Source organism: Oscillibacter sp., from assembly GCF_032018205.1.
GTDB lineage: Bacteria > Bacillota > Clostridia > Oscillospirales > Oscillospiraceae > Oscillibacter.
In genome coordinates, this window is the sequence record NZ_DALZOY010000002.1 from 157,867 (window position 1) to 183,478 (window position 25,612).

The window sequence follows — 25,612 nt, forward strand, 5'->3', positions numbered from 1 at the left end:
AACACCGTCAGCCCCAGCTCGGAACGAATACGGCTGATGAACTCCGTCAAATCGTTCGTCTCCTGAGGGTTCATGCCCGCCGCCGGTTCATCCAGCAGCAGCAGTTTCGGCTCGGTTGCCAGCGCCCGGGCAATCTCCAGCCGACGCTGCTTACCATAGGGCAGGGAGGTTGCCAGCTCGTCCCGCAGTCCGCCAAGGCCCACAATATCCAGCAGCCGTTCGACGTCTGCCCGCTGGGCCTCCTCTTCCCGCCGATTCATCCGGAAGGTGGCAGAAAGCAAATTGGAGGTGCGCCGCAGGTGCTTCGCAATTAAAATGTTGTCAAACACCGTCTGGGATTTCCACAGCCGGATGTTCTGAAACGTCCGGGCCATGCCCAATTTGGTGATACGGTCCGGGGTTGGCGCCAAAACCTTGTCGGTAAAGGCCGCGGGGTCGCGTTCCCGCTCGGACTCTTTTATGGCATCCCACTCCTCCGGCGTCGCTCCCGTACCAGAGAGGCGGAACGCGGCGGTATACAGCTCCGGATTCTGCCCTTTGTAAAGCTTTTTCATCTTTCCCTGAGGGTGGTTGCGCACGATGGTTTCCCCGCAAAACTCCACCAGCCCATTACTGGGAGCATATACTCCGGTAATGACGTTGAAGGCGGTGGTCTTTCCCGCACCGTTGGGTCCGATGAGGGAAACGATCTCCCCCTTGTTGATTTCCAGATTCAAATTGTCCACAGCCACCACGCCGCCGAACTGCATGGTGGCGTTTTCCACGCGCAGTACATTTTCTCTCATTTACCCGCACCTGCCTTTGCTTTTGCGGAGCGTCTTTTTCTTCTCAGGTCCCACAGCTCCTGATCGCCCATGATACCCTTCCGGAAGAACAGCACCACAATCATGATGACCACGGAGAACACCACCATGCGGAAGCCGGAGCGCAGCAGCGGCAGTTTCAAATTGGAACTAAGCAGGAACCACACGTCCCAGCCCAGCGCCAAAGCCGCCAGGACAAGCCCCAGCACCGGCCCCCAAGCCACTGCGATCCGTTCCCCGGAGCGGGAGATGAGCTTTCTGCCGCTGCGCTTCAGCCGCAGCAGACCCAACACCACAACCACGGCAATCAAAGCCGCCAGCAGGGCGCAAAGCTGCACCTTAGCGCTGAAATTTTTCAAAACCGTTTCGTTATCCAAAAACCGCAGCCACCACTCCGAGCAGCCCACGAACAGAAACGAGCCCAGCACGGACCCGGTGACGGACCCGATTCCCCCGATCACCACAATCAGGAGAATTTCGTAGGTCATGGCCGCCTTGAAAGCCGTGGCCTGCACGCTGGCCTGAAACATGGCCAGCATAGCGCCGGAAATTCCGGCGAAAAAGGAACTGATGACAAAGCTCATCCGCTTGTGGCTGGCCAGATTGATGCCCATTGCCTCGGCGGCCACTTCATCGTCCCGGATCGCCTTAAAGGCCCGACCGTAGGTGGAGTTAATCAGCAGCACCACAACCAGAATGCACGCCCCCGCGAACAGGAAGGGCATCATCGTGGTGAGCTTCAACTCGCCCAAGTGGAAGTCGGAGAAGCCGGTAAACCCATACAGCAGGTTGGAGCCGTTGGTGACGGGGCCAAGACCTTCATACTGCACCACAGAGCGGATAATTTCCGCAAAGCCCAGCGTGGCAATGGCCAGATAGTCGCTCTTCAGTTTCAAAACCGGCAATCCGATAAACCATGCGAACAGAGCCGCCACACACCCCGCCAGAATCAGGCAGAGCACCACGCCCAAAAACACGCCAAACTGGCCCATAGAGCTGCCCAAACTCTCTGTTACGGAGAAGCCAAGGCCCCCGCTGGGATACCGCTGATAAACGCTGGCCTGCCGCGCCACGGGGACGGTGAGAACGGCGTAAGTGTAGGCCCCCAGCAGCATAAAGCCCGCCTGTCCAAGGGAAAAGAGGCCCGTAAAGCCGTTTAAAAGGTTCATGGACACAGCCACCAGCGCATAAATCGCCCCCTTTTGCAGCACCGTCAGCAGCATGGACGGAACCACCTTGGACGGCAGATTGTCAAGGATCACCACCGCCACCAGCACGGCGGCGGCAATGAGCAGCGCAATCCAAGTCTTTCTATGGTCTTTTTTCTTGATCATTCCGTCACACCTTCTCCGTCAAATTCTCTCCGAAGAGGCCGGTGGGCTTCACCGCAAGAATCACAATCAGCAGAGCAAAAGTGAACGCGTCGGAAAACGTGGTCAGGCCCGCGCCTTTGATGAGGCTCTCGCAGATGCCGATGATGAAGCCGCCAATCACCGCGCCGGGAATAGACCCGATGCCGCCGAACACGGCGGCCACGAAAGCCTTCAGCCCCGGCATCGCGCCGATGGTGGGCGTGACAGTGGCGTAATTGGAAAAGTACAGCATGGAGCCCACAGCCGCCAGAAAGGACCCCACCACAAAGGTGAAGCTGATGACATTGTTGATTTTGATGCCCATGAGCTGGGCCGTTTCAAAGTCCCGGGACGCGGCTCGCATGGCCATGCCGATTTTGGTTCGTTTGATGAGCAGCACCAGACCCGCCACCAGCACCACCACCAAAAACGGAGTGACGACGGTGACCCGGCTGGTGGAGCTGCCCGCCACATTTACGCTGTCGCTGATCCAAGGCAGCACCGGATATTGCTTGGGAAGACCACCGGTGAGATACCACATGGCGTTTTGCAGCAGATAGCTCATGCCGATGGCCGAAATCATGACGGACATCCGGGGGGCGGTGCGCAGGGGGCGATAGGCCACCTTTTCCACCAACACCGCCAACGCCACCGTCAAAACGATGGTCAGTGGGATAGATAGAGTTAGAGGCATGGTGGCTGCGGCGTAGACCATTACAAAGCCGGACACCGTAAAAATATCGCCGTGTGCAAAGTTAATCAGACGTAAAATACCGTATACCATTGTGTATCCAATGGCAATCAGGGCATACTGCCCACCCACGGAGACGCCTGCCAGCAGATAGGGCAGGATTTGTTCTAGCATGGGATTCCCTCCGTTTTCATTGTGTCCCGCGCAAGGGCACGGGCTTCCCGTTAAACCGTTTTCTGCGATGCGGGCCTTGCCCGCGGTGTGAGCCTGCTTCTGTTCTGCATCGAACCCTTCGGCTTCCGGCTCGATGCAAGCCAGAATCGCTTCATCCTGAAAAGCGCGGGCGGGGTGGCTCCCCGCCCGCGCCATGGGTCCTACGGTTTTGGGGCAGACCTTCGAATCAGCCCTCCACGGACTGACGCTTCACGAAGGTAAACGCGCCATCGGTGGCCTGCTTGATGTAAGCCTCGGTCTTGTTGGCGTCGCCTGTTTCGGAATTGATGGTGATGTGACCGGTGACGGCATCGATGTCCACATTGAACAAAGCCGCCTGAATGGCTTCGCCCTCGGTGGACTGGGCCAAATTGATGGCCTCGATGGCAGTCATGTACGCATCATAGCCCAACGCGGAGACAGCCGCCACGATGTCGTTTCCGCCGTTATTGGTCAGGTTCTGCGCATCGGCGTTCAAAAACTCCTTAAAGCCCTTGACAAATGCGGCAGCAGGACCTGCATCGTCGTTCTCGTCGAAGAAGGTGGAGCAGTAAACCTTCTGATCGGTCCCCTTCTGGGCGGCGAGAATCGCGGAGTTCTCCCACGTATCTCCGGCGGTGATGGGAATGCTGACACCGGCCTTGGCGGCCTGACCCACGATCAGGGCGGCATAGGTGGTGGAAGAGGGGGCAAAAATCACGTCCGCGCCATAAGTCACGGCGTTCTGGATGTAAGCGGAGAAGTCAGAGGTGCCCTCGGGGAAGCTCTCGGCTTTCACCTCGCCGCCCAGACCCTCAAATGCCTGCTTGAAGTAGGTGCCGAGGCCGGAACCGTAGTCCTCGCCCAGCATGGTCAGGACATAGGCCTTTTTCGCGCCGAACTCCTCGGAGACAAAATTTGCCATGACACTGCCCTGGAAGGGGTCCAAGAAGCAGACCCGGAAGTAGTACGGGTTCAGCTCCGTCACGGCGGGGTTGGTGCAGGACACGCCGATGGCGGGAATCTTCGCCTGCTCAAAGGTGGGCGCGGCGGCAATGGATACGCCGGAGCCATAGGAGCCCAGCACCACGGACACGCCCGCGTTCACCAGCGTCTGAGCGGCGGTGATGGCCTTGTCGGTGGTGGACTGGTTATCCACGATTTCCAGCTTCACGTCGTAAGTCTGGCCGCCGATCTCCACGGTAGGAACCACCTGATTGGCATACTGGATGCCCAGCACCTCCTGCTTGCCGCCCGCGCCGTTGTCGCCGGACGCAGGCTCAAACACGCCCACCTTCAGCACGGGATTGCTGCCGCCGGACGCGCTGCCGCCGTCGCCGGATGCACTGCCGCCGGTATCCCCGCCGCAGGCGGCGAGAGAGAAGGTCATGGCAAGAGCCATGGCAAGCGCAAGAAACTTTTTCATGTTCTTTCCTCCTGTCGTCAATAAAAGAGAACCGTTTTCCAATTCTCTTTGCATAGGAAGTATTTTACGGAATTTCTCCCGGTTTTTCAAGTAGAATTATATACAGTGCAGTGCTTTAAATCCGTTCCCTTTCCCAAAATTTCCCAAAAATCTTTTCATGATTTGTCCCCACCCAAAAGACATATGTAGCTATTGCAGAAAAAATTCCTAAAGACTGTCCTTGATACAAAGACAATCATTTTCGTGATTTCGCCGAAGGAAGCAAAAAATAATTACGTACTCTTACGTCTCAGGGCAGATTTTGTTCCGCTTTTCACTCTTTTGGCAAAATACGCACTCTCCAAAGCACCGGGGGTCCGGTGCGGGCGCGGGAACGGTTCTCAAAAAAGTCCCCGCCGCTGGACGAACGGCGGGGACTTCTATGATGCACTTACGCCCGAGCTGAGGCCTCCACCACGGTTAAAAACTCCTGCCGCGTCATTGTCTCGTTGGCCAGTAGGAAGTTTGCCACCGAGTCGAGCTGGGAGCGTCGCTCCCGCAGAATCATTTCGCAACGATCGTAGGCGGCAGTCACAATGCGGCGCACCTCCTCGTCGATCTGGGCGGCGATCTGCTCGGAATAGCTGCGGCCCTGACCCATGGCCCGGCCCAGAAACACCTCGTCGTGGCCGGATTCAAAGGAGACGGTGCCAAGCTTTTCGCTCATACCGTAGGTGGCCACCATTTTGTGGGCGATGCGGGTGGCCCGTTGAATATCGTTGCCCGCGCCTGTGGAGATATCCCCCAGCACCAGACTTTCGGCGGCGCGGCCCCCGAGAAGGGCCACAATCTGCTCTTCCAAATACCGCTTGGACATATAGGAGCGGTCCTCCTGCGGCAAAGAAATGGTCATGCCGCCCGCCTGCCCCCGAGGCACAATGGAGATCTGGTTCACAGGATCGTGGCTGGGCAGCGCGTGCATCACGATGGCGTGGCCCGCCTCGTGGAAGGCGGTGAGCCGGCGCTCGTGCTCGGGAATCACCCGGCTTTTCTTCTCCGGCCCGGCGATGACCTTGATCTCCGCCTCCTTCAAATCCGCCATGGTGATGAACTTCTGGTTCCGCCGGGCCGCCAGCAACGCCCCCTCGTTGGTGAGGTTTTCAAGATCTGCCCCGGTGAAGCCGGGGGTTCCCTTAGCCACCTCACTCAAATCAACATCCTCAGACAAGGGCTTTCCCCGGGTGTGTACCTTGAGGATTTCTTCCCGCCCGCGAATGTCGGGAAGCCCCACAAACACCTGCCGGTCAAACCGGCCGGGACGCAGCAGGGCCGGGTCCAGCACATCCACCCGGTTGGTGGCGGCCAACACCACCACCCCTTCGTTGGCGGAAAAGCCGTCCATCTCCACCAGAAGCTGATTCAAGGTCTGCTCCCGCTCGTCGTGTCCGCCGCCCACGCCCGTGCCTCTCTGGCGTCCCACCGCATCAATTTCGTCGATAAACACGATGCAGGGCGTGGTCTTTACCGCTTCTTTAAACAGATCCCGCACCCGGGACGCGCCCACGCCCACGTAAAGCTCCACAAAGTCCGATCCTGAGATAGACAAAAAGCCCACCCCGGCCTCTCCCGCCACGGCCTTTGCAAGCAGGGTCTTGCCGGTGCCCGGAGGGCCCACCAGCAGCACGCCCTTGGGAATCCGCGCGCCCAACTCGGTGTACTTCTGCGGGTCCTTTAAAAACTCCACAATCTCCCGCAGCTCTTCCTTCTCTTCGTCAGCCCCCGCCACATCCGCAAAGGTGATGGACTTGTCCCGCTCGGAAAGCGCGTGCGTCCGGGCTTCGCTAAAGCGGTTCATCCGGTCCGGACCGCCCGCTCCGCCGGAACGAAGGGACATGAGATACCACATGCCGCCCAGCAGCAGCGCCGCCACCACATAGGGCAGCAGAATCGCCAGCCAGTTGGTGGAATGGTCCGCGCGGTAGTTGTAGGAGGTGATGATGCCCTTGGCGGCCTGCTCCTGAATCAGGTCGTTCAAATCGCTGTAAAACAGCTCAAAATCATACAGCTCGTGGACTGCGGTGGTGCTGCCGTTGATCTGCGTACGCAGATGCAGCGTCAACGTATTGTTGAAGATGTCAAGACTCTCCACCTTCTCCTGCTTGATAAGGCGCACCACCTCGGAATACTCCAGCGGCTCCGCGGCAGAGCTGCTGCGCCACAGATACATGGCGCACAGCAGCATCACCACCGCCAGGAAGACAAAGGTCATCGCGTTTGTGGCTTTTGAATTTTTCAACGGGTCCTCACTCCTTTGCGGGCCAATCGCCCGTTTAGCGGGAATAAACCTCCGGCTTCAGCACACCGATATAGGGGACATTCCGATACTGCTGGCAATAGTCCAGTCCGTAGCCCACCACAAACTCATCCGGCACCACAAAGCCGACATAATCGGCGTTGACGGCCTTGGTCCTGCGGGAAGGCTTATCCAGCAGCGTTACGATGGTGATGGAGGCGGCACCCCGGGTTTTGAAATACTCGCTGAGAAACGCGAGGGTGTTGCCGGAGTCCAGAATATCCTCCACCACGATGACGTGCCGGTCCGTGATGTCCTGCTGAATGTCGTGGACAATCTTCACCCGGCCGGAGGAACTGGTGGCGTTTTCATAGGAGCTGACGGCGATATACTCCACGTCACTTTTCACCTGACAGGCCCGCACCAGATCCGCCATAAACAGAAAGCATCCCTTTAACACGCCCAGAAACAGCGGATTCTTCCCCTCAAATTCCTTATACAGCTCTTCGCCCAGCTCCGCAATACGGGTTTGAATCTGCTCCTCCGTCACCAGAATTTTGAGGATGTCGTTTTCCATCTCACTTCTCATATTGTCTCTCCCTCTATGTCTTCTGAATAAAATGTCACCCAATCGCCGGACGCTCCGGCGGAAAATTCCAAATCCACGCCAAGATACGGCGCGGCCACAGGCCGCTCTCCCGTCCGCAGCACCGGCAAACGGTCCCGCGTATCTGGGGAAATCCCCGCGTCGGCAAACAGCCGCTTCAACGTCCGCGCGCCCCGGCTTCCCGGCAGATTCATGCGGTCCCCGCTGCGCCAGAGTGTCACCTCCAGCGGCCCCGGTACGCGCAGCCGATAGGAAACGTTCCCCGGCGGGCCCTCGCCCCCCAGCAGCACGCGCCATTTGCCAAATTCCACAATCTGTCCTGGAAAAAGCGCCACGGACCGTGGCATGGGGGTCGCTTTGAAAAGTTCCAACGTTTCCCCGGTGTTGCGGGCCAGCAGCCCGTAGGGCAAAGAACACTCCCTGCCCTTTCCCAATGACAGTACGGCCCCCGCGTGGGCCGCGGACAAATCCCTCCGCCGTCCGCAGACTGTTTCCATCAGCCCCAGCACCATCCTGCCGCGAAGGGCCTCCGGCGCGGAGCGCAGGACTTCCCACGGTAAAACCGCGCGGTCCTCGGACAGCTCGGTCTTTTCCAGCAGCTTTGCCGCAAGCTCATCCAACAGCGCATCCTCCGCCGCCAGAAGTGCGGCAGAGCGAGCCATATTTTGCGCCGCTTTGGGGTTAATTTCCCGCAGAACCGGCAAAACCCTGTGCCGAAGCAAATTCCGGGTCGCGTCGTCCTCGTCGTTCGTCTCGTCCTCCACATGGGGTAGGCCCCGGGCGGCAGCGTAATTCGCAAGCTGATTCCGGGTCAGCTCCAAAAACGGACGGTAGATATTTCCCCGCACGGCGGGAATCCCCAGCCCGGCGGAGCCGGTGCCCCGGCAAAGGTTTAACAGCATGGTCTCCGCGTTGTCGTCGGCATGGTGGGCGGTGAGAATGGCGGCGCCGTGCCGCTTGGCGACGACTTCCTCCAAAAAGGCATACCGCAGCCGCCGGGCGGCTTCCTCCAGAGAAAGGCCCTCTTCCTCCGCCAGCGCCCGGGCGTCGCCCCGGTCGGAGACAAAGGGAATGCCCCTCTGGGCACAATAGTCCCGGACGAAGGCCTCGTCCCGGTCCGCCGAAGCGCCCCGCAGCCCGTGGTGAAAATGAGCCGCGGAGACAGAAATATTCCGTCCCTCCGCCCAGCGGAGGACAAAGTCCAGCAGACACATGGAGTCCAGCCCCCCCGACACGGCGCACAGCAGCTCCGTCCCGGCGAAAAAATGCGCCGTCATAAATTTTTCGGCGGAGGGCAGTTCAGTCCTCATCGTCGTACCGCGTCTCCAGCGTGCCGAACATGGTATACTCCGGCACCCACTTCAACTCCACCTTTCCCGTTTCGCCGTGGCGGTTTTTCGCCACGATGCACTCGGCAATGTTGCGCTTTTCGGAGTCCTCGTTATAGTAGTCGTCCCGGTAGAGAAAAAGCACGATGTCTGCGTCCTGCTCGATGGCGCCGGATTCCCGGAGGTCGGAGAGCATGGGGCGCTTGTCGTCCCGCTTCTCGTTGGCACGGCTTAGCTGGCTCAGGCAAATCACCGGCACATCCAGTTCCTTGGCCATAATTTTCAACGTACGGGAGATGTCGGAAACCACCTGCTGACGGTTCTCTCCGCCCTTGCTTTTCCCCCCGGCGGAGGTCATCAACTGCAAATAGTCGATGACCACCAGACCCAGATTGTCAAGCCTGCGGCATTTTGCATTCATGTCCGCCACGGACAAAAGCGGATTGTCGTCGATACGGATATCCACCCGATTGAGCACCGTGGCGGCGTCCGCAATTCTCTCCCAGTCCGTCTCCCGCAGGGAGCCGGTGCGCAGCTTATTGCTCTCCACCAGCGCCTCGGAGGAGAGGAGACGCAAAACAAGCTGCTCCTTAGACATTTCTAGGGAGAAGACGGCCACGGACCGGTCCGTCCCCTTGGCCACGTTCAGGGCCATGTTCAGGGCCATGGAGGTCTTGCCCATGCCGGGCCGGGCCGCCAGCAGAATCAAATCCGACTTGTTCAGGCCCGTGATTTTTGTATCCAGCATGGAAAGGCCCGTGGAAAGGCCCGGCATGCCCGAGTCGGACTCGCTCATCTCGCTGAGCCGGTCCAGCACATCCGGCAAAACCTGCCGGACGGGGGTCATGCCCTGCGCACCCTGTCCCCGGCGGATGGCGAAAATCCGCTGCTCCGCCGCTTCCAGCGTTTCGGCGGCCTCGCCGCCGCCCTCCTGCACCATGGCGGTAATCTCCGAGGCAGCCTGAGCCACCGCCCGCAGAAGGGCCTTATCCCGGACAATGGAGGCGTATTCCAGCACGTTTGCCGCCGTGGGAGTAATCTCAATCAACTGGGCAAGATAGGCCCGGGTGGTGTTCTCGTCATAGGTGCCGTTTTTCTGCATCTCCTCCGCCACCGTGATCCCGTCGATGGGCTTCGCGTAGGTAAACATGGAGCAGATGGTTTCAAAAATCTCCCGGTTCTGACGCAGGTAAAAATCCTCAGGCCGCAGCTTGTCCACGACCTCCTTCACACAATCCGGGTCGATGAGGACGGAGCCCAGCACCGCCTGCTCCCCCTCTAAAGAGTGGGGCGTCTGGCGCAGAAGCAAATCTTCAATTGCCACGAAAAATCACCTCCGGGCGTGTTATTGGATGCATGGTGACGGTTACTTCTCCTCGTAGACGGACACATACACGGTGCCGCTCACCTCAAAGCCCAGCTTAGCCCGGACCTCGTAGTTGCCAAAGGCCTTGATGGGGTCCTCCAGCGCCAGCTTCTGCTTGGGGATGTCCACGCCGTGCTGCTTTTGCAGTTCCTCGGAAATCTCCTTGGTGGTGATGGCGCCGAACAGCCGCCCGCCGGTCCCGGCCTTGGCGGTGACCTTGACAGGGCTCTCCTTCAGCTTTTCCGCCGTGGCCTCGGCCTCGGCCTTCTGGCGGGCCTCCTCGGCCTTGCGGGCCTTTTCCTTCATGTTCATGGTGTTCACCGCGTCCGCCGTGGCGGCAGTGGCCAGCTTGCGGGGCAGCAAAAAATTCCGGGCGTAACCCTCGGAAACCTCCACCATCTGGCCCTTCTTTCCCTGACCCTTCACATCCTGCATCAAAATCACTTTCATCGGTATCTCTCCTTATTTGTCCGATCCTGCGTGGGATCTTTTATTTTTTCAGATACTCGTCCACGGCCTCCAGCAGCTTTTCCCGGACGGTTTCGGGGTCGCTGTCCTCCACCCGTCCGCCTGCGGTGGTGGAGTTTCCTCCGCCGCCCAGCGTCTCCAGAACCACCTGCACGTTGATATCCCCCAAAGACCGGGCGGACATCAAAACGCTCTCACCGTCCCGGTAGATCACGAAGGATGCCTGCACGCCCTTGAGCGTCAGCAGTTCATCTGCGGCCTGCGCCGCCGCCACCCGTTCCACGCCGTCCTCCGTCACGGTGGCCACGGCGATGTCGTCCCGGTACAGCTCCGCCTGACGGATAATGTCATAGCGGGAAACCATCTCCGTCAAATCGTTCTGGAACAGGCGCTGCACCGCGCTGGTGTCCGCCCCGGCCCGGCGCAGGAAGGCCGCTGCCTCAAAGGTCCGTCCGCCGGTGCGCATGGTGAAATGCTTTGTATCCAGCACAATGCCGGCAAGGAGCGCCTCTGCCTCCTCGGGAAGGAGGTCGCTGGGCTCCACCAGATACTGCAAAAGCTCCGTCACCAGCTCGGAGGCGGAGGAGGCATACGGTTCGTGGAAATTCAGCGCGGCATTTTCAATGTAGCTGGCGGCACGGCGGTGGTGGTCGATGACCGCCACCCGGTTGCAGGACTCCAGCACGGCGGGGCTTTCCACAAAGTCCGGCCGGTTGGTATCCACCACGATGAGCAATGCCCCCGGCTGCATCCGCAAAAGAGCCTCGCTGCCGCTGACAAACACACCGGCATACTCCGCCCGCCCCCGCAGCTTTTCCAGCACGGCCTCCGCCGCGTTGTGGTTCAGGTCGATGACCACCTGAGGGTGCTTTCCCAGCTTCCGCGCCGCGCAGCAAAGGCCCGTTGCCGCACCCACCGCGTCCATATCGGCAAAGGAGTGCCCCATGATATAAACCTGCCGCGCGTCGCTCATCAGCTCGCCCAAGGCGTTTGCCATGACCCGGGACTTCACTTTCGTGCGCTTTTCGGGACTTTTAGTCCGTCCGCCGTAAAACTCAAAATCCAACTTGCCCCGAACCACCGCCTGATCGCCGCCCCGGCTCAGCGCCATCTCCAGCGACAACGACGCATTTTTATAAAGCTCCGCCACCCCATCGGCCTCCCGGCCCACGCCGATAGACAGCGTGGGATGGGACCCCTCGCCGCCAATTTCCCGCATGGAATCCAGCACGGAAAACTTCTCCGCTACCAGGGGGGCATAGTCTTTTTCCTCCGTCAAAAGAAGGTAGCGGTCCCGGTTGGTTTTCACCAAAAGCCCCGTGTCCACCGCCCACGCCGTCAGTTTTTCATCAATCTGGGCCTGAATGGCGCTGCGCTGGGCCTCGCCGCTGACCTTCATCAGTTCCTCGTAATTGTCCACATTCAAAAGCGCCACCACGGGACGGGACAGCTCAAACTTCTCCCGCATGGCGTCGTATTCCGTGGTATCCACCCAGTAGGTGGTGGCCACCAGATTCTGGGTTCCGTCCCGGTCCTTCGCCCGGACAAGACTGCCATACACCCGGAAGCGGCGGTTGTTCATCACCACCCGGTCGGGGCACTCTTGCTTCCCCTCCAGCAGCCACGCAACCGGCATCCCCGGCACCGTGTCTTCCACCTTAATTTCAAACAGATGCTCCCGCACGCCAACAAGCTGCAAAAAATCCTCGTTGCTCCATATGATTTCGCCGGTATCCGGGCGAAACACCATGATGGGCAGGGGCGAGTTAATCAGGGTGGATTTGCTGGCGGCGTCCACGCTGCCGGTCAGGCTGTTGATATACTGCAAAATCCCCTGCTTGCGTTTCTGCGTGCTGGAACGGAAAAAAAGATACATTCCCACCGTGACCGCGCCCTCCGCCGCCGCCAGCAATGGCTGAACCGGAACGGTCACCGCCGCAAACAGCAGCAGGCACAGAAAATAGAGTTTTAGATTGGGCTCCAGCAGCCGGGAAAACTTTTTATTCATAATCGGTTGCCCTCCTCCGGAGCGGTGCCGCCCGCGCGGCGATGCTCCTAAGCCATAGATTTTATTAGTATACCACCCCTTTGTTTTTCGGGCAAGATTTTTTCTGTTTTCGACCCGTCCTCAATTTTTTAAAAAGGTGTATACAAACTCGGGGGCATGTGCTATACTATCCTATACAGTATCATTCGGGAGATTGCGCGCAGGCCGATGAGCCGGGCATTTTTTGCCCCTAGCGGCCGCCGCAGCCCGCTGATGTTTTTGTATTTCACTGGGCAGGACCGCGGTCCCATCCCGGTTTAATAAACGGACAATCTCACAGGGTACAGCGCGGACGCAGTTCATTCTTCCGCCGGCGAGACGGGGCCGGACGAAGTTGGACCGTCCTTAATTTGGTGCGGCTTTTTGCGATGCAAATGGCTTTCGCGCCCTATTTTGGTATACGTTTTCCGCCGTACATCCTGGGATTCCTCCATAACTTTTACTTATTTTTATATAAAGGAGTTCTCTGAATTTATGGCAGAAAAACTGAAAATTATTCCTCTCGGGGGGCTGGACGAAATCGGCAAGAACATGACCGTTTACGAGTACGGCGGCGAAATGATCGTCGTCGACTGCGGCATGGCCTTTCCGGGAGACGATATGTACGGCATCGATCTGGTGATTCCCGACGTGACGTATCTGATTAAAAACCGCGCCCGCGTCCGGGGTCTGTTTATCACCCACGGACACGAGGACCATGTGGGGGCCATCCCTTACGTGCTTAAGCAAATCAACATTCCCATCTACTGCACCCGGCTCACCGCGGGCCTGATCAAACTGAAGCTGGAGGAGCACGGCTTGGTAAAGTCCACCAAGCTTATCACCGTGGAGCCGGGCGAAACCGTCCGGGCGGGCAAGTTCAACGTGGAGTTCATCCACGTGAACCACTCCATCGCGGATTCCGTGGCCTTTGCCATCCACACCCGGATGGGCACCGTGGTCCACACCGGCGACTTTAAAATTGACTCCACCCCCATTGACGGCGAGGTCATGGACCTTGCCCGGCTGGGCGCGCTGGGGAAGGAGGGCGTGCTTGCCCTTTGTGCAGACTCCACCAATGTGGAGCGGCCCGGCTTCACCCCGTCTGAAAAAACCGTGGGCGCCGCCTTCATTCGCCAGTTCACCGGGTGCAACGAGCGCATTCTCGTCACCACCTTCGCATCCAACGTTCACCGCATCCAGCAGGTGCTGGACGCTGCGGCCGCCACGGGACGAAAGGTAGCGGTCACCGGCCGGAGCATGGAAAACATGATGCGGGTCTCCACGGAGCTTGGCTATATGAAGGTCCCCAAGAACACCCTTCTGGACCTGAACCGCATCAAGGGCTTGCCCAAAAATAAGCAGGTCATCGTCACCACCGGCTCTCAGGGCGAAGAAATGAGCGCCCTGTACCGCATGGCGTTTTCCACCCACCGTCAGGTGGAGCTGGGCGCAGGCGACAAGGTGATTATCTCCGCCTCCGCCATCCCCGGCAACGAGGTGACGGTGGGCCGGGTCATTAACGAGCTGTTCCGCAAGGGCGTGAACGTGGTTTACGACCGGGCGGATATGCTTCACGTCTCCGGTCACGCCTGTCAGGAGGAGCTGAAGATTGTTCACGCGCTGACGAAGCCCCGTTTCTTCGTCCCCGTCCACGGCGAGCAGCGGATGCTGCAAATCCACTCCAATCTGGCCCAGTCCATGGGTATGGATCGCAATCACATTGCCATTGCTCAAAACGGCGCTGTCATTGAAATTACCGGCAAGAGCATGAAGGTCAACGGCTCTGTCCCCTCAGGAGAGGTGTATGTGGACGGCTCCGGCGTGGGCGACGTTGGCGCCGTGGTCATGCGGGACCGCAAACGCCTTGCCGAGGACGGCATGGTGGTGGTGATTCTCCCCGTCTCTTCCCACGATGGGCAGATTCTCTCCAAGCCGGAGATTGTCACCCGGGGCTTCATTTACGTGAAGGAGTCTGACGAGATGATGCGGGAGTTGGAGAACATCGCCATGGAGGCGGCAACCAACGCCCCCCGCAGCCGCGGGCGGGACGACGGCGAATTGCGCAGCGCGGTGAAGTCCGCCGTCAGCAATTACCTCTTTAAAAACACCCAGCGCAGCCCCATGATCATTCCCGTGGTCACCAAGCTGTAACTAAAATAAACAGAGCGCCGCCCCGAACATTCGGGGCGGCGCTTTTTGCCGTTGTTTTTCAGTCGGAGTGCCGGACGCGTTCCTTTCCGGGAATGGCACGCGGAACCCCGACGCTGCCGCTCTGGGCAAACAACCGGCAAAGCCTTTATATCAGGCCCCAAGCCCCTCCAGCGCCCGCTCGGGCAACGAGGCTGCCAGTAGGCAGGAAAGCTCAAAGCACTCGCCTTCCGTCAGGTCAAGACCCAGCCTTGGCAGCAGGGACTGCAATTGAAGGGCTTTTTTTTTGAAATCTCTTGCCGCCAGAAAGCCCGTGTCCGTGAGATAGATTTTTCCGTACCGCTTCCGCACCAGAAATCCCTTTTCCATCAGGACGGCGGACATCCGGGTGACAGAGGGCTTGGTCACATGCAGCGCTTTGGCCAGCTCTACGGTGCTGACATCCGGCATGGCGTGAGCCAGGTCGTAAATTGCCGCAAGATAGCGCCGATGCGCCGGGGTCAGTCGTTCCATTACAAACCTCCTGTTTCAAAATTGGTACAGGGAGGCGCGGGCGGAGTTTGCTCTGCCCGCGCCCCAAATGTCAAGTGAATGTTTATTTCTCGTGGCAGCTTCCGCCGCAGGAGCCGCAGTCGCTGCCGCAGGAGCAGCCGCCTTTCCCGTTTTTCCTGTTGTGGACGCCGCGGGCCACGATGGCCACAAAGATGGCCAGAACGACCAGACCTAAGATAATTGTCGGCAGATTCATGTGCAGACCACTCCTTTCAAAGTGTCAAATGTAGATGTGTATATTACCGGACGCCGGCCTTGGCCGCCGCGTCCACAGAGCTGACGGAGAGGACATTGCCGTCGTACTTATTCTTGCGGAACAGGAGATACACCAGACCCGCCAGCGCCACAAGCGCAGCCACGGTGCCCGCGCCAAAGGATACCTCGCCCAGAAGCAGTCCGCCCAACTGATAGATAATCAGGGCCATCACATAGGCGAAACCGCACATATAGCCGATGGCGGCAGCGGTCCATTTGGCGTTGTTCATCTCCCGCCGGATGGCGCCCATAGCGGCAAAGCAGGGGGCGCACAGCAGGTTGAAAACCATGAAGCTATATGCGGAGAGAACCGTGTAGTGTGCCGCGATGGCGGCCCAGAGGCCCGCGTCGTCCTCGGCAACCTCTTCTCCGATGTGGAACAGAACGCCGAAGGTGGAAACCACGTTCTCCTTGGCAATCAGGCCGGTGACGGTGGCCACGGTGGACTGCCAGTCGCCAAAGCCCAGCGGCGCGAAGATAATGCACACCGCGCCGCCGATGGCCGCAAGCAGAGAGCCGTTGTTATCCTCCACCATGCCGAACGCGCCGTCCGTAAAGCCAAAGCCCTGAAGGAACCACAGCACGATGGACGAGGCCACGATGATGGTGCCCGCCCGCTTGATGAAGGACCAGCCCCGCTCCCAGGTCGCCCGCAGCACGTTGTTCATGGCGGGCACGTGATAGGCGGGCAGTTCCATGACGAAGGGCGCCGGGTCCCCGGAAAAGCCTTTTGTCTTCTTCAGGATGATGCCGGAAATCACAATGGAGGCCACACCGATGAAATAGGCGGACACAGCCACAAGGCCGCTGTTTTCAAACAGCGCGCCGGCGAACAGGCCGATGATGGGCATTTTTGCTCCGCAGGGGATGAAGCAGGTGGTCATGACGGTCATGCGCCGGTCCCGCTCATTTTCAATGGTGCGGGAAGCCATCACGCCGGGCACACCGCAGCCGGTGCCGATGAGCATGGGGATGAAGCTCTTGCCGGACAGGCCAAACTTCCGGAAAATCCGGTCCATGATGAAGGCGATACGGGCCATATAGCCCACGTCTTCCAAAATGGCCAGCATGAAGAACAGCACCAGCATCTGGGGCACAAAGCCCAGCACCGCGCCAACACCTGCGATGATACCGTCGGAGATCAGGCCGATCAGCCACTCGGCAACGCCCCAGCCCTCCAGCAGAACGCGGGAGCCTTCCTGAAGCCATGCCGCGCCCAGCACGTCGTTGGTCCAGTCCGTCAGGAAGCTGCCGAAGGGACCCATGGCAACCCAATACACCGCGAACATGATGACCGCAAAAATGGGCAGGGCCAAAATCCGGTTGGTGACAACACGGTCGATTTTATCGGAGGAGGTAAGATCGTGCTTGGCCCGCTGCCTCTTCACAGCCTTATTCACCACGCCGTTTATGTAAGCATACCGCTGGTTGGTGATGATGCTCTCCGCGTCATCGTCCAGCTCTTTTTCACAGTCGGTGATGTGCTCTTCCAGATGAGCCTTCAAATCGGCATCGATGTTCAGCTCGGAGAGAACCTTGTTGTCCCGCTCGAAGATCTTGATGGCATACCAGCGGAGGAAACGGTCGTCCACTTTCCCCTGAATGGATTCTTCGATGTGGGCAATGGCATGCTCCACACTGCCGGTAAACACATGGGGCAGTTCCCCCGCCTTGCGGGACTGGCCCAGAGCCATTGCCTTCTCGGCGGCGGAAATACTGCCCTCGCCCTTCAGCGCGCTCATTTCCACAACCTCGCAGTGCAGCGCCTCCGCAAGCTTCTGCAAATCAATCTGATCTCCGTTTTTCCGCACCAGATCGATCATATTTACCGCCACCAGCACCGGCAGACCCAACTCCACCAGTTGGGTGGTGAGATAGAGGTTGCGCTCGATGTTGGTGCCGTCCACAATGTTCAAAATCGCGTCCGGCTTCTCCCCTACCAGATAGCTCCGGGCCACCATCTCCTCCAGCGTATAGGGGGACAGGGAATAGATACCGGGCAAATCCTGAATCACCACATCCTTGTGGCCCTTCAACTTGCCCTCCTTCTTCTCCACGGTAACGCCGGGCCAGTTGCCCACGTACTGGTTGGAGCCGGTCAAGTCGTTGAACAGCGTGGTTTTACCGCAGTTTGGGTTACCGGCCAGTGCAATTTTAATATTCATCGTTTTCTCCTTCCAAAAATGTTAGTAAAAGCTAACCTTTAGCCCTTGAAAACGGCGGCCCGCCGCCGCCTTGCGGGAGCGGATCTCGCCGCACCCAGTCTTCTTCAATGAGCAAACGCGCACTGCGCGCCCGGTTCGCTCTCGCGGAAAATTCGGCTTTTTGAATTTGTCCGCGAAAAAATGTACTGCTTACTGAACCTCGATCATCTCCGCGTCGGCCTTGCGCAGGCTGAGCTCATAGCCCCGCACATTCAGCTCCATGGGGTCTCCCAGGGGGGCTACCTTCCGCACGTGGACCTCCACACCCTTGGTGATGCCCATGTCCATGATCCGCCGCTTGGTTGCGCCCTCACCGTGGAGCTTTACCACGGTGGCATTTTCCCCAACCTTCACTTCTTTCAGTGTCCTCATGTCTCTCCTCCTCAAATCATAATGCGATTGGCCATTGTCTTGTCCAGAGCAATGCGGCTGTCCTTCACTTGGAGAATCAAATTCCCGGCAATCTCACTGACCACCGTGATATCCTCATCCACCACAAAGCCCAACTCCGCCAAGTGCTGGCGCACCTCGTCTTTGCCGGAAATCTTACGGATCGTCACAGTCTCCCCTGTTCTCGCCATCGTCAGCGGCATCATAGGCTCTCCCCCCTCTCAAGGATTAGCGATTGCTAACCACAACTCCAAATACAAAGGTAAGTCGCAACTTACCTTCTTTACAGCTAGAGTTTACTACCCCTAACCGTCCTTGTCAACCCCCTTTTTCAAGCACAGGACAGCTTTAAGTTAGTTTCGCTAACTCATACGGATTAAAAAGGGCCTGTCCCCTTTCCTTTGTGCAGATTTACAAGTCCACCCTCCCCGCCGGGACCCCATTTTTCAGAAACGCGTCCGCAGGATGGACCATGGTCTGATCCTGCAAAAGACGGAACCGCCCCCGCGCGGTCAGCCTGAACCGCACGGGGGCAGCATCCGGGGAAAATAGAAGGTAAACAGAAGCTATGTATCTTTATTTCAGAGGGCGCCGCGCATTACCACTTGGCAAGCCCACGGCCCAGCTCGCGGCATGCCTCCTGACCCGCGTCATCAGGCATTTCGTTGGCAACCAGGCCCTCCTCTTCATAGAGGTTGGCGTTGTCGCAGCGCTTGCACCAGTCACGCATCCACTGGCCGTCGCCCCAGCCGTAGGAGCCGAACAGCGCGATGCGCTTGCCGGTGAGATCGCCCTCCAGAGCGGTGAACATGGGGTCAAACTCGCTCTCCTCCAAAACCTCGGACCCCATGGCGGGACAGCCGAAGGCCACGGCTCCGTATTCCTTAAACCGGGCGGTGGAAAAATCGCCGGGGCCAAGCAGCTCGGCCTCGCCGCCCGCTTCCTTGACGCCCTCCGCAATGCACTGGGCCATTTTTTCCGTATTACCGGTGCCGCTCCAATAAACGATTGCAACTTTGTTCATGATGCAGTTTCCTTTCTCAGCAGATAGATTAAATATATGACCAGCGGCGGCTATGCAGCCACCACAAGCTCAATAAGAGGGACTCCCCGGGCATACCGCTCCTTATACACTGCTGTACATTTGCGGTACCGGTCAAAGCATTTCTGCGCCGCCGCCGGGTCACCATAGGCTTTCCAATAGCCGCAGCAGGTATAGTTCCAGCCCCGGTTCTCAATGAAGCCCACCACATCCTCCAGCGGATAGCCCAGAAAGATTCCGATTTCGTGGGGATACTCCGCTTCCATGCACATACGCTCGGAAAGCTGGTCCAGCATGGCGGGCACGCCGGAGGTGACATAGCCCTCGCCCTCCAGAAACGCGCGGCTGCCCTCTTCTTCCAGCAGCCGGGCCACCCAAGACTCCCGATAGACATAAAGCATCCCCGCGTCCAGCGAGGGGCATTCCTTTAAAACCCGAACGCGAATGCCATAGAGCTTCAGCGTCTCGTCCCAACGGGCCGCGTCGCACCGAAGCTGCTCCAGACTTTCGCTCCGAAAACGAAACAGATTGGCGGGCTTCACCCCCGCCAGAGTGGGCGCGCAGTGGGTAATCAGCGCCGTTTCAAACCGTGGCTCCATAAACTGCCTCCCGTGTCTTGCGGAGCAGTTCGCTCCGTGTCAATGCGGGCCGCCTGCGGGCGGCTCCCGCGTCAATGGAACAAATCTCATGACGTGTATAGCCTTCCCTTTTTTCTGCCGGGCATCCGCAAAAGCGGCTTCAAGGGTACTAAAAACCCTCCCACAGGACGTAGGTTTGCAAGCGTAGGTTAGGCTAGACTAATCTCCTGCTTTTTGAAATGCTGCCCTCAGGCAGCCTTCAAGTGTCGGTTAGCTTATCCTAACCGATGTTGAGAGAATACCACGGCCCCGCCGGTTTGTCAAGAGATGGCGCGCAAATTTCTTTCAACGCCTTGACTTTCGGGGCGACAATGCTATACTGAAAAGTGACCAACAGTCAATTTTTTCCGCTTTATACGAGGAGGTATTACAATGGATAAAACTGTTTCTGAGCTGCTGAACAACCAAATCAACAAGGAGTTTTACTCCGCCTACCTGTATCTTGATATCGCCAACTACTTTGATGCCAAGGGTCTGGATGGCTTCGCCAACTGGTATGAAATTCAGGCGAAGGAGGAGCAGGATCATGCTATGCTCTTTTACCGCTACATGCAAAACAATGACGAGCCCGTGAAGCTGCTGTCCATCGACCAGCCGGACAACGCATTTTCCAACCTGCTTGATCCCCTGAAGGTCAGTCTGGAGCACGAGAAATACGTCACCGCCCTCATCAACGCCATCTATGCCGCCGCCCAGAAGGTGAACGATTTCCGCACCATTCAGTTTTTGGACTGGTTCATCAAGGAGCAGGGCGAGGAGGAGAAAAACGCCAGCGACCAGATTACCAAGATGGAGCTGTATGGCGGCGAAGCCCGCAGCCTGTATATGCTTAACAGCGAGCTGCTGACCCGGGCTTATGCCCCGCCGTCTCTGGTGCTGTAACCGCAAAGTAAACAACTAGAGACGGGGCAATGGCCCCGTCTCTGTTTGTTTATCGGCATTCTTTGCTGTCTCGCGCGCCGCCTGAGACTATGTCCTCTTGCGGCGCTGAGAGGCCGGGGGAATAGACAGCTCGCCCCGGTATTTCGCCACCGTGCGCCGGGACAGGGAAAATCCCACCCCGGACAGCGCCTGCGCCAGCGCCTCGTCGGACAAAGGCCGGTCTGGAGCCTCCGCCTCCACAAAGCGGCGCAGGCGGCTGCGGGCCGCCTCGGCGGAGCCGCCGGTGGGCAAGGCGGTGGAAAACAGCTTTCGCAGAGGGAAAATACGCCCGTCAAACTGGACGTATTTGTCCTTCACCGCCCGGCTGATGGTGGAGACATTCAGACTCAGGCGCTGGGCCATCTGCTCCATGGTCATGGGCAGCAAATCCTCCCGGCGGAGAAAATAGCCCTCCTGCTCCCGCACCAGCGCACACAGCAGGCGAAACAGCGTCTCATGCCGACTCTCCATATTGTTTAACAGGTTTTTGGCCTCGGCCAGCTTTTCCTTCAGATAAAGCTGGGCCTCCTGGCAGCCGGGGTCTCCCACCAAAGCGCAGTATTCCCGGTTCAAAGAGACGCGTGGAACCGCGCCCTCGTTCATTTCAATCACCAGCCCGTCCCCCGCCCGGCGGATGACGGCCTCCGGCGCGATCAGCGCCGTACCCCGTGCGGAGCAAAAGCCCCGGGAGGGAATGGGGTTCAACGCGCGGACCACGTCTCCGGCCCGGCGGGCCTCCGCCGGAGAAACGTCCAGAAGCTTTGCAAGGCCCGCATAATCGCCCTCCCCCAAAAGCGGAAGGCCGAAGCGGATCATGTGGATATTCACCTCGGTAAATTCCCTGCCCTGCGCCAGTTGCAGCAGCAGACATTCCGACAGGCTCCGGGCACCCACGCCCGGCGGATCCAGCGCCTGCACCGCAAAAAGCGCCTGCTCCAGCTCCTGTTCCGTCACATCCATCTCCTGTGCAAGCTCGTGAAGCTCGCAGTCCAGATATCCGGCGGAGTTGAGGCAGCCCACCAGATACCGGCTCAGCGCCAGCATCCGTCCGTCCAGCGGCGCAGACTGGCCCAATTGGGCGTCCAGATATTCTGAAAAGGTCTGAGGGCGGGTCAGGCAGGAGGTAAAATCCGAAAGTCCGCCGCCGCCCTCCCAAATAAGCTGCTCCCGCCGCTCAATCGGCAAATCCGTCTCAGGGGCCGCTTCCATCGTCTCCGGACGAGGCCCGTCGTGAGGCGCATCCTCCACCTCCAGAAGGGGATTGGAGAGCGCCGCTTCATGCAAAAATTCCCGCAGCTCCAAAGACGGCATTTGAAGACAATTCAGCGATTGCAACATGGCCTGCGTCAATATTTGCTTTTGCGCCTGTTCCAGACGCTGCTGAAAAACCACACAACCATCTCCTTTCCGCAGAAGTCATTGTTTATCAGTTTAGCACAGTTTTTGTCGAAAGGGAAGAGAAATCGCCGCAACGGCCATATAGAACGCGTAAAAAACATAGCTGACGGCCACCCGCTTTCGCGGGCAGCCGTCTGGTTTCTTCCTCTATGGTGCCCTTACAGCCGCGTCTCCAAAATCTGGTCCATGCGGAAATTCTCTATGCGCAGGTAGTATTCCGCGCAGTCCACCAAAGCGGCCATGGGCGTCAGTCCGATAATCTCACTGCCCACCACGCTCACGCCCCAGCGCCGGGCCTCCATCTTCACCGTCTCAAACACGCGATAGAGGGAGGTTTTGGTATAATCCGTCATATTTATGGAAACCTGAGCAATGTTCCGGTCCTCCAGCAGCACGCCCATGGACTTCACAAACCGGAAACCGCCGTTGATGTGGCGGATGCGGTGGGCGATTTCGTCGGCAATGCGCAAATCGGACGTATTCAAATTGATGTTGAAGGCCACCAGAGGCATCCGCGCGCCGATGGCCGTCACGCCCGCCGTGGGATGGACGGTATCCGGGCCGAAGTCCGGCCGCCACAGGGGATTTTTCATCTTCTCCGCCATCCCTTCAAACTGACCCTTGCGGATGGCGGCCAGATTCTCCCGGTGGGGCGCGGAGGCGGACTTTTCATAGAGAAACACCGGCAAAGCATACCGGTCCGCCACAGCGGCGGCAGTTTCCTTGGCGATGCGGTCCGCATCCTCCAGCGTGCAGCCCCGCACGGGGACAAAGGGCACCACATCCGCCGCCCCCATGCGGGGATGCTGCCCGTCATGCGTTGTCAAATCAATCAGCGACACGGCGATGCCAACGGCCTCAATCACTGCGTCCCGCAACGCCTCCGGGCTGCCCACGGCGGTAATCACGCAGCGGTTATGGTCCTTATCCGTGCTGTAATCCAGCAGCTTTACGGCCTCCTTCGCCCGAAAGGCCCCCGCAATTTTTTCCACCTTTTCAAAATCCCGTCCCTCGCTGAAATTCGGGATGCACTCCATAATCTGATCCATCGCGTTTCACTCCTTTATCCGTCCCGGTCTTCGGGGCCACGCAGCCGCGCCCCCGATTCTTTCATAACACTTGTACAATAGCAAAAAAAACGACGCCGTGCAACCACTATTCCCTTTCCGTGCTCACATTCGGCCCTTTTCCCACTGTCTGTCCACTTTTTTTGACGCGAATTCAACGCGAAGTGCCTATAATTGTACTCGTAAGCCCATGCTCGAATGGCGCTTTCGCCCGCTGATGCGATGCCTTGGCAGTGAATTGTCGCAATACCGCTTTAATTTGGTGAAAACTACTAAATTTTTTATCTGATTTTTATGATTTTTGTTGATTTTTTAAAACCCGCGTGTTAGAATGCGATTGTAAGAGAAAATCCTTGACTGCCCGGGCCGGAGGATTTCCGGTCGGCAGAATTCAATTTTCAGGAGGAACAAGCATGGCTACCTTTGACGTTGACAAAGCTATGACGGTGAAATTGGACTATGATCTGCCCGAGTATCCCTCTTTTGAGGAGGGTATCCGCCGCGCGCCCCGCCGGGAAGCTCATCTGACACAGGCCGACAAGGAGCTTGCCATCCGCAACGCTCTGCGGTATATTCACCCGGACCACCACGCCCAGATGGCAAAGGAATTTGCCCGGGAGCTGGAGGAGCACGGCCGGGTTTACGGCTACCGCTTCCGTCCTCAGGGCCGCATGCACGGCAAGCCCATCGACGAGTACAAGGGCAATTGCGTGGAGGGCAAGGCCTTTCAGGTAATGATTGAGAACAATCTGGACTTTGACGTGGCCCTGTACCCCTATGAGCTGGTGACCTACGGCGAAACCGGTCAGGTCTGCCAGAACTGGATGCAGTACCGTCTTATCAAGAAGTATCTGGAGGTCATGACCGACCAGCAGACCCTTGTTGTGATGAGTGGCCATCCTCTGGGCCTGTTCCACTCTCACAAGGGCGCTCCCCGCTGCATTATTTCCAACGGTCTGATGGTTGGCATGTTCGACAACCAGAAGGACTTCAACCGCGCCGCCGCCATCGGCGTGGCAAACTATGGACAGATGACCGCAGGCGGTTGGATGTATATCGGGCCGCAGGGCATTGTCCACGGCACCTTTAACACCCTGCTCAACGCAGGCCGCCTGAAATTGGGCATTCCTACCGACGGGAATCTGGCGGGCCGTCTGTTCGTCACCGCCGGTCTTGGCGGCATGAGCGGCGCGCAGGGCAAGGCGGCGGAGATTGCCGGCGCTGTCTCCATTATTGCCGAGGTGGATATGTCCCGTATCATGACCCGCTATACGCAGGGCTGGGTCAGCGAGAAGTCCGACAATCTGGAAGAGACGCTGGTCATTGCCAAAAAGCATCTGGCGGACAAGACCCCCTGCGCCATCGCCTACCACGGCAACGTGGTGGACCTGCTGGAGTTCCTCTATGAGAAGAACGTCCATGTGGACCTGCTCAGCGACCAGACCTCCTGCCACGTCCCCTACGACGGAGGCTATTGCCCTCAGGGCCTGACCTTCGAGCAGCGCACCGAGATGCTGGATAAGGACCCCGAAGGCTTCTGCAAGCTGGTGGACGAGACGCTGCGCCATCACTATGAGATGGTCTGCAAGCTCCACGAGCGGGGAACCTATTTCTTCGACTATGGCAACAGCTTCCTCAAGGCCGTGTACGATGCAGGCGTGAAGAGCATCTGCAAAAACGGCGAGAACGATCTGGACGGCTTTATTTTCCCGTCCTACGTGGAGGACATTCTGGGGCCCTTCCTGTTTGACTATGGCTACGGGCCCTTCCGCTGGTGCTGCCTGAGCCGCAAGCCCGAGGATCTGGACAAGACCGACGCGGCAGCCGCCGAATATATTCAGGCGCACAACCGCCGCTATCAGGACTATGACAACTATGTCTGGGTCCGGGACGCGAAGAAGAACAAGATGGTGGTGGGCACCCAGTGCCGTATCCTCTATCAGGACGCCATGGGCCGCATGAACCTCGCGCTGAAGTTTAACGAGATGGTCCGCAACGGCGAAATCGGCCCCGTGATGCTGGGCCGCGACCACCACGACACCGGCGGACCCGACTCCCCCTTCCGGGAGACTTCCAATATCAAGGACGGCTCCAATATCATGGCCGAAATGGCCACTCAGTGCTACGCGGGCAACGCCGCTCGTGGCATGAGTCTCATCGCCCTTCACAACGGCGGCGGAACCGGCATCGGCAAGGCCATCAACGGCGGCTTCGGCATGGTGCTGGACGGCAGCGAGACGGTGGATACCATTCTGCGGATGTCCATGCCCTGGGATACCATGGTGGGTGTGGCCCGCCGCTCCTGGGCCCGCAACGAAAACGCCATGTCCACCGTGATGGAGTACAACGAGATGTACAACGGTCAGGACCATATCACTCTGCCCTACGAGGCGGAGAACGATGACACGCTCATCCGTGAGGCTCTTCAGGGCGCGAAGTAATTTTTAATCAAAACCTGAAAAG

General features: G+C 58.6%; 22 protein-coding genes. 3 read left to right on the forward strand and 19 right to left on the reverse strand.

Annotated elements, in window-relative coordinates; genetic code table 11:
• The 10 genes from RTU96_RS02235 to RTU96_RS02280 all read right to left on the reverse strand — a co-directional run.
• Positions 1–785: ATP-binding cassette domain-containing protein (locus tag RTU96_RS02235; protein ID WP_312634713.1), on the reverse strand; the 785-nt coding region annotated here is incomplete at its 3' end.
• Entirely contained in the window at positions 782–2,137 is a 1,356-nt protein-coding gene (locus RTU96_RS02240) for a branched-chain amino acid ABC transporter permease (RefSeq protein ID WP_312634714.1), read from the reverse strand. The genes RTU96_RS02235 and RTU96_RS02240, both read right to left, overlap by 4 nt.
• A gap of 4 nt (positions 2,138–2,141) precedes the next feature.
• Entirely contained in the window at positions 2,142–3,020 is an 879-nt protein-coding gene (locus RTU96_RS02245) for a branched-chain amino acid ABC transporter permease (RefSeq protein ID WP_293009052.1), read from the reverse strand.
• 226 nt (positions 3,021–3,246) lie between these two features.
• Positions 3,247–4,464 (reverse strand): ABC transporter substrate-binding protein, encoded by a 1,218-nt coding sequence (locus RTU96_RS02250; RefSeq protein WP_312634715.1) that lies wholly within the window; start codon positions 4,462–4,464, stop codon positions 3,247–3,249.
• Between the two features lie 430 nt (positions 4,465–4,894).
• The gene (gene ftsH / locus RTU96_RS02255; RefSeq protein ID WP_312634834.1) at positions 4,895–6,712 is read right to left on the reverse strand and encodes an ATP-dependent zinc metalloprotease FtsH; all 1,818 of its coding nucleotides are present in this window, start codon (positions 6,710–6,712) and stop codon (positions 4,895–4,897) included.
• Positions 6,713–6,773: 61 nt separating this feature from the next.
• On the reverse strand, positions 6,774–7,325 hold the full coding sequence (gene hpt, locus RTU96_RS02260) for a hypoxanthine phosphoribosyltransferase (protein WP_293007805.1): 552 nt from the start codon (positions 7,323–7,325) through the stop codon (positions 6,774–6,776).
• Positions 7,322–8,653, reverse strand: a complete 1,332-nt coding sequence (gene tilS, locus RTU96_RS02265) for a tRNA lysidine(34) synthetase TilS (RefSeq protein WP_312634716.1) — start codon at positions 8,651–8,653, stop codon at positions 7,322–7,324. Before tilS ends, hpt begins: the two co-directional genes overlap by 4 nt.
• Positions 8,643–9,995, reverse strand: coding sequence for a replicative DNA helicase (gene dnaB / locus RTU96_RS02270; RefSeq protein WP_312634717.1), 1,353 nt, complete (start codon positions 9,993–9,995; stop codon positions 8,643–8,645). The genes tilS and dnaB overlap by 11 nt, the downstream gene beginning before the upstream one ends.
• 42 nt (positions 9,996–10,037) lie before the next feature.
• Positions 10,038–10,487 (reverse strand): 50S ribosomal protein L9, encoded by a 450-nt coding sequence (rplI, locus tag RTU96_RS02275; protein WP_312634718.1) that lies wholly within the window; start codon positions 10,485–10,487, stop codon positions 10,038–10,040.
• Positions 10,488–10,527: 40 nt separating this feature from the next.
• Positions 10,528–12,513, reverse strand: coding sequence for a DHH family phosphoesterase (locus RTU96_RS02280; RefSeq protein WP_312634719.1), 1,986 nt, complete (start codon positions 12,511–12,513; stop codon positions 10,528–10,530).
• A 513-nt stretch (positions 12,514–13,026) separates the two neighbouring features.
• On the opposite strand from RTU96_RS02280, the gene RTU96_RS02285 reads away from it, so the two are divergent.
• Positions 13,027–14,685, forward strand: coding sequence for a ribonuclease J (locus RTU96_RS02285; protein WP_294855876.1), 1,659 nt, complete (start codon positions 13,027–13,029; stop codon positions 14,683–14,685).
• 150 nt (positions 14,686–14,835) lie between these two features.
• Here the strand turns inward: RTU96_RS02285 and RTU96_RS02290 are convergent, their stop codons facing one another.
• From RTU96_RS02290 to RTU96_RS02320, 7 genes are all read right to left on the reverse strand, one after another.
• Positions 14,836–15,195, reverse strand: a complete 360-nt coding sequence (locus tag RTU96_RS02290; protein ID WP_312634721.1) for a MarR family transcriptional regulator — start codon at positions 15,193–15,195, stop codon at positions 14,836–14,838.
• Positions 15,196–15,277: 82 nt separating this feature from the next.
• On the reverse strand, positions 15,278–15,430 hold the full coding sequence (locus tag RTU96_RS02295) for a FeoB-associated Cys-rich membrane protein (protein ID WP_312279751.1): 153 nt from the start codon (positions 15,428–15,430) through the stop codon (positions 15,278–15,280).
• Between the two features lie 43 nt (positions 15,431–15,473).
• Complete coding sequence (gene feoB, locus RTU96_RS02300) at positions 15,474–17,654, reverse strand: ferrous iron transport protein B (RefSeq protein ID WP_312634723.1); 2,181 nt, start codon at positions 17,652–17,654, stop codon at positions 15,474–15,476.
• Between the two features lie 189 nt (positions 17,655–17,843).
• A complete protein-coding gene (locus RTU96_RS02305) occupies positions 17,844–18,065 on the reverse strand; it encodes a FeoA family protein (RefSeq protein ID WP_312634724.1) in 222 nt (73 codons plus the stop codon).
• Between the two features lie 11 nt (positions 18,066–18,076).
• A complete protein-coding gene (locus RTU96_RS02310; protein ID WP_293009453.1) occupies positions 18,077–18,289 on the reverse strand; it encodes a FeoA family protein in 213 nt (70 codons plus the stop codon).
• A 392-nt stretch (positions 18,290–18,681) separates the two neighbouring features.
• Positions 18,682–19,107 carry a flavodoxin gene (locus RTU96_RS02315; protein ID WP_312634726.1) on the reverse strand — a complete coding sequence of 142 codons (426 nt, stop codon included), beginning with the start codon at positions 19,105–19,107 and terminating at the stop codon, positions 18,682–18,684.
• Between the two features lie 50 nt (positions 19,108–19,157).
• Positions 19,158–19,724 (reverse strand): DUF3793 family protein, encoded by a 567-nt coding sequence (locus RTU96_RS02320; RefSeq protein ID WP_312634727.1) that lies wholly within the window; start codon positions 19,722–19,724, stop codon positions 19,158–19,160.
• Between the two features lie 411 nt (positions 19,725–20,135).
• Between RTU96_RS02320 and RTU96_RS02325 the strand changes: the two genes are divergently transcribed.
• A complete protein-coding gene (locus RTU96_RS02325) occupies positions 20,136–20,645 on the forward strand; it encodes a ferritin (protein WP_294855883.1) in 510 nt (169 codons plus the stop codon).
• 87 nt (positions 20,646–20,732) lie between these two features.
• Here RTU96_RS02325 and rpoN read toward each other — a convergent pair whose 3' ends face one another.
• Complete coding sequence (gene rpoN / locus RTU96_RS02330; RefSeq protein WP_312634728.1) at positions 20,733–22,076, reverse strand: RNA polymerase factor sigma-54; 1,344 nt, start codon at positions 22,074–22,076, stop codon at positions 20,733–20,735.
• Positions 22,077–22,240: 164 nt separating this feature from the next.
• On the reverse strand, positions 22,241–23,131 hold the full coding sequence (gene ftcD / locus RTU96_RS02335; RefSeq protein ID WP_312634729.1) for a glutamate formimidoyltransferase: 891 nt from the start codon (positions 23,129–23,131) through the stop codon (positions 22,241–22,243).
• Between the two features lie 431 nt (positions 23,132–23,562).
• On the opposite strand from ftcD, the gene RTU96_RS02340 reads away from it, so the two are divergent.
• Positions 23,563–25,590 carry a urocanate hydratase gene (locus RTU96_RS02340; RefSeq protein WP_312634730.1) on the forward strand — a complete coding sequence of 676 codons (2,028 nt, stop codon included), beginning with the start codon at positions 23,563–23,565 and terminating at the stop codon, positions 25,588–25,590.
• Positions 25,591–25,612 lie beyond the last annotated feature (22 nt).

Excerpts from the sequence above, each read along its gene's own strand:
- RTU96_RS02240 (WP_312634714.1), bottom strand. The coding sequence starts at position 2,137 with ATGATCAAGAAAAAAGACCATAGAAAGACTTGGATTGCGCTGCTCATT.
- RTU96_RS02245 (WP_293009052.1), bottom strand. The coding sequence starts at position 3,020 with ATGCTAGAACAAATCCTGCCCTATCTGCTGGCAGGCGTCTCCGTGGGT.
- RTU96_RS02250 (WP_312634715.1), bottom strand. The coding sequence starts at position 4,464 with ATGAAAAAGTTTCTTGCGCTTGCCATGGCTCTTGCCATGACCTTCTCT.
- ftsH (WP_312634834.1), bottom strand. The coding sequence starts at position 6,712 with ATGACCTTTGTCTTCCTGGCGGTGGTGATGCTGCTGTGCGCCATGTAT.
- hpt (WP_293007805.1), bottom strand. The coding sequence starts at position 7,325 with ATGAGAAGTGAGATGGAAAACGACATCCTCAAAATTCTGGTGACGGAG.
- tilS (WP_312634716.1), bottom strand. The coding sequence starts at position 8,653 with ATGAGGACTGAACTGCCCTCCGCCGAAAAATTTATGACGGCGCATTTT.
- rplI (WP_312634718.1), bottom strand. The coding sequence starts at position 10,487 with ATGAAAGTGATTTTGATGCAGGATGTGAAGGGTCAGGGAAAGAAGGGC.
- RTU96_RS02280 (WP_312634719.1), bottom strand. The coding sequence starts at position 12,513 with ATGAATAAAAAGTTTTCCCGGCTGCTGGAGCCCAATCTAAAACTCTAT.
- RTU96_RS02285 (WP_294855876.1), top strand. The coding sequence starts at position 13,027 with ATGGCAGAAAAACTGAAAATTATTCCTCTCGGGGGGCTGGACGAAATC.
- RTU96_RS02290 (WP_312634721.1), bottom strand. The coding sequence starts at position 15,195 with ATGGAACGACTGACCCCGGCGCATCGGCGCTATCTTGCGGCAATTTAC.
- RTU96_RS02295 (WP_312279751.1), bottom strand. The coding sequence starts at position 15,430 with ATGAATCTGCCGACAATTATCTTAGGTCTGGTCGTTCTGGCCATCTTT.
- feoB (WP_312634723.1), bottom strand. The coding sequence starts at position 17,654 with ATGAATATTAAAATTGCACTGGCCGGTAACCCAAACTGCGGTAAAACC.
- RTU96_RS02305 (WP_312634724.1), bottom strand. The coding sequence starts at position 18,065 with ATGAGGACACTGAAAGAAGTGAAGGTTGGGGAAAATGCCACCGTGGTA.
- RTU96_RS02310 (WP_293009453.1), bottom strand. The coding sequence starts at position 18,289 with ATGATGCCGCTGACGATGGCGAGAACAGGGGAGACTGTGACGATCCGT.
- RTU96_RS02315 (WP_312634726.1), bottom strand. The coding sequence starts at position 19,107 with ATGAACAAAGTTGCAATCGTTTATTGGAGCGGCACCGGTAATACGGAA.
- RTU96_RS02320 (WP_312634727.1), bottom strand. The coding sequence starts at position 19,724 with ATGGAGCCACGGTTTGAAACGGCGCTGATTACCCACTGCGCGCCCACT.
- RTU96_RS02325 (WP_294855883.1), top strand. The coding sequence starts at position 20,136 with ATGGATAAAACTGTTTCTGAGCTGCTGAACAACCAAATCAACAAGGAG.
- ftcD (WP_312634729.1), bottom strand. The coding sequence starts at position 23,131 with ATGGATCAGATTATGGAGTGCATCCCGAATTTCAGCGAGGGACGGGAT.
- RTU96_RS02340 (WP_312634730.1), top strand. The coding sequence starts at position 23,563 with ATGGCTACCTTTGACGTTGACAAAGCTATGACGGTGAAATTGGACTAT.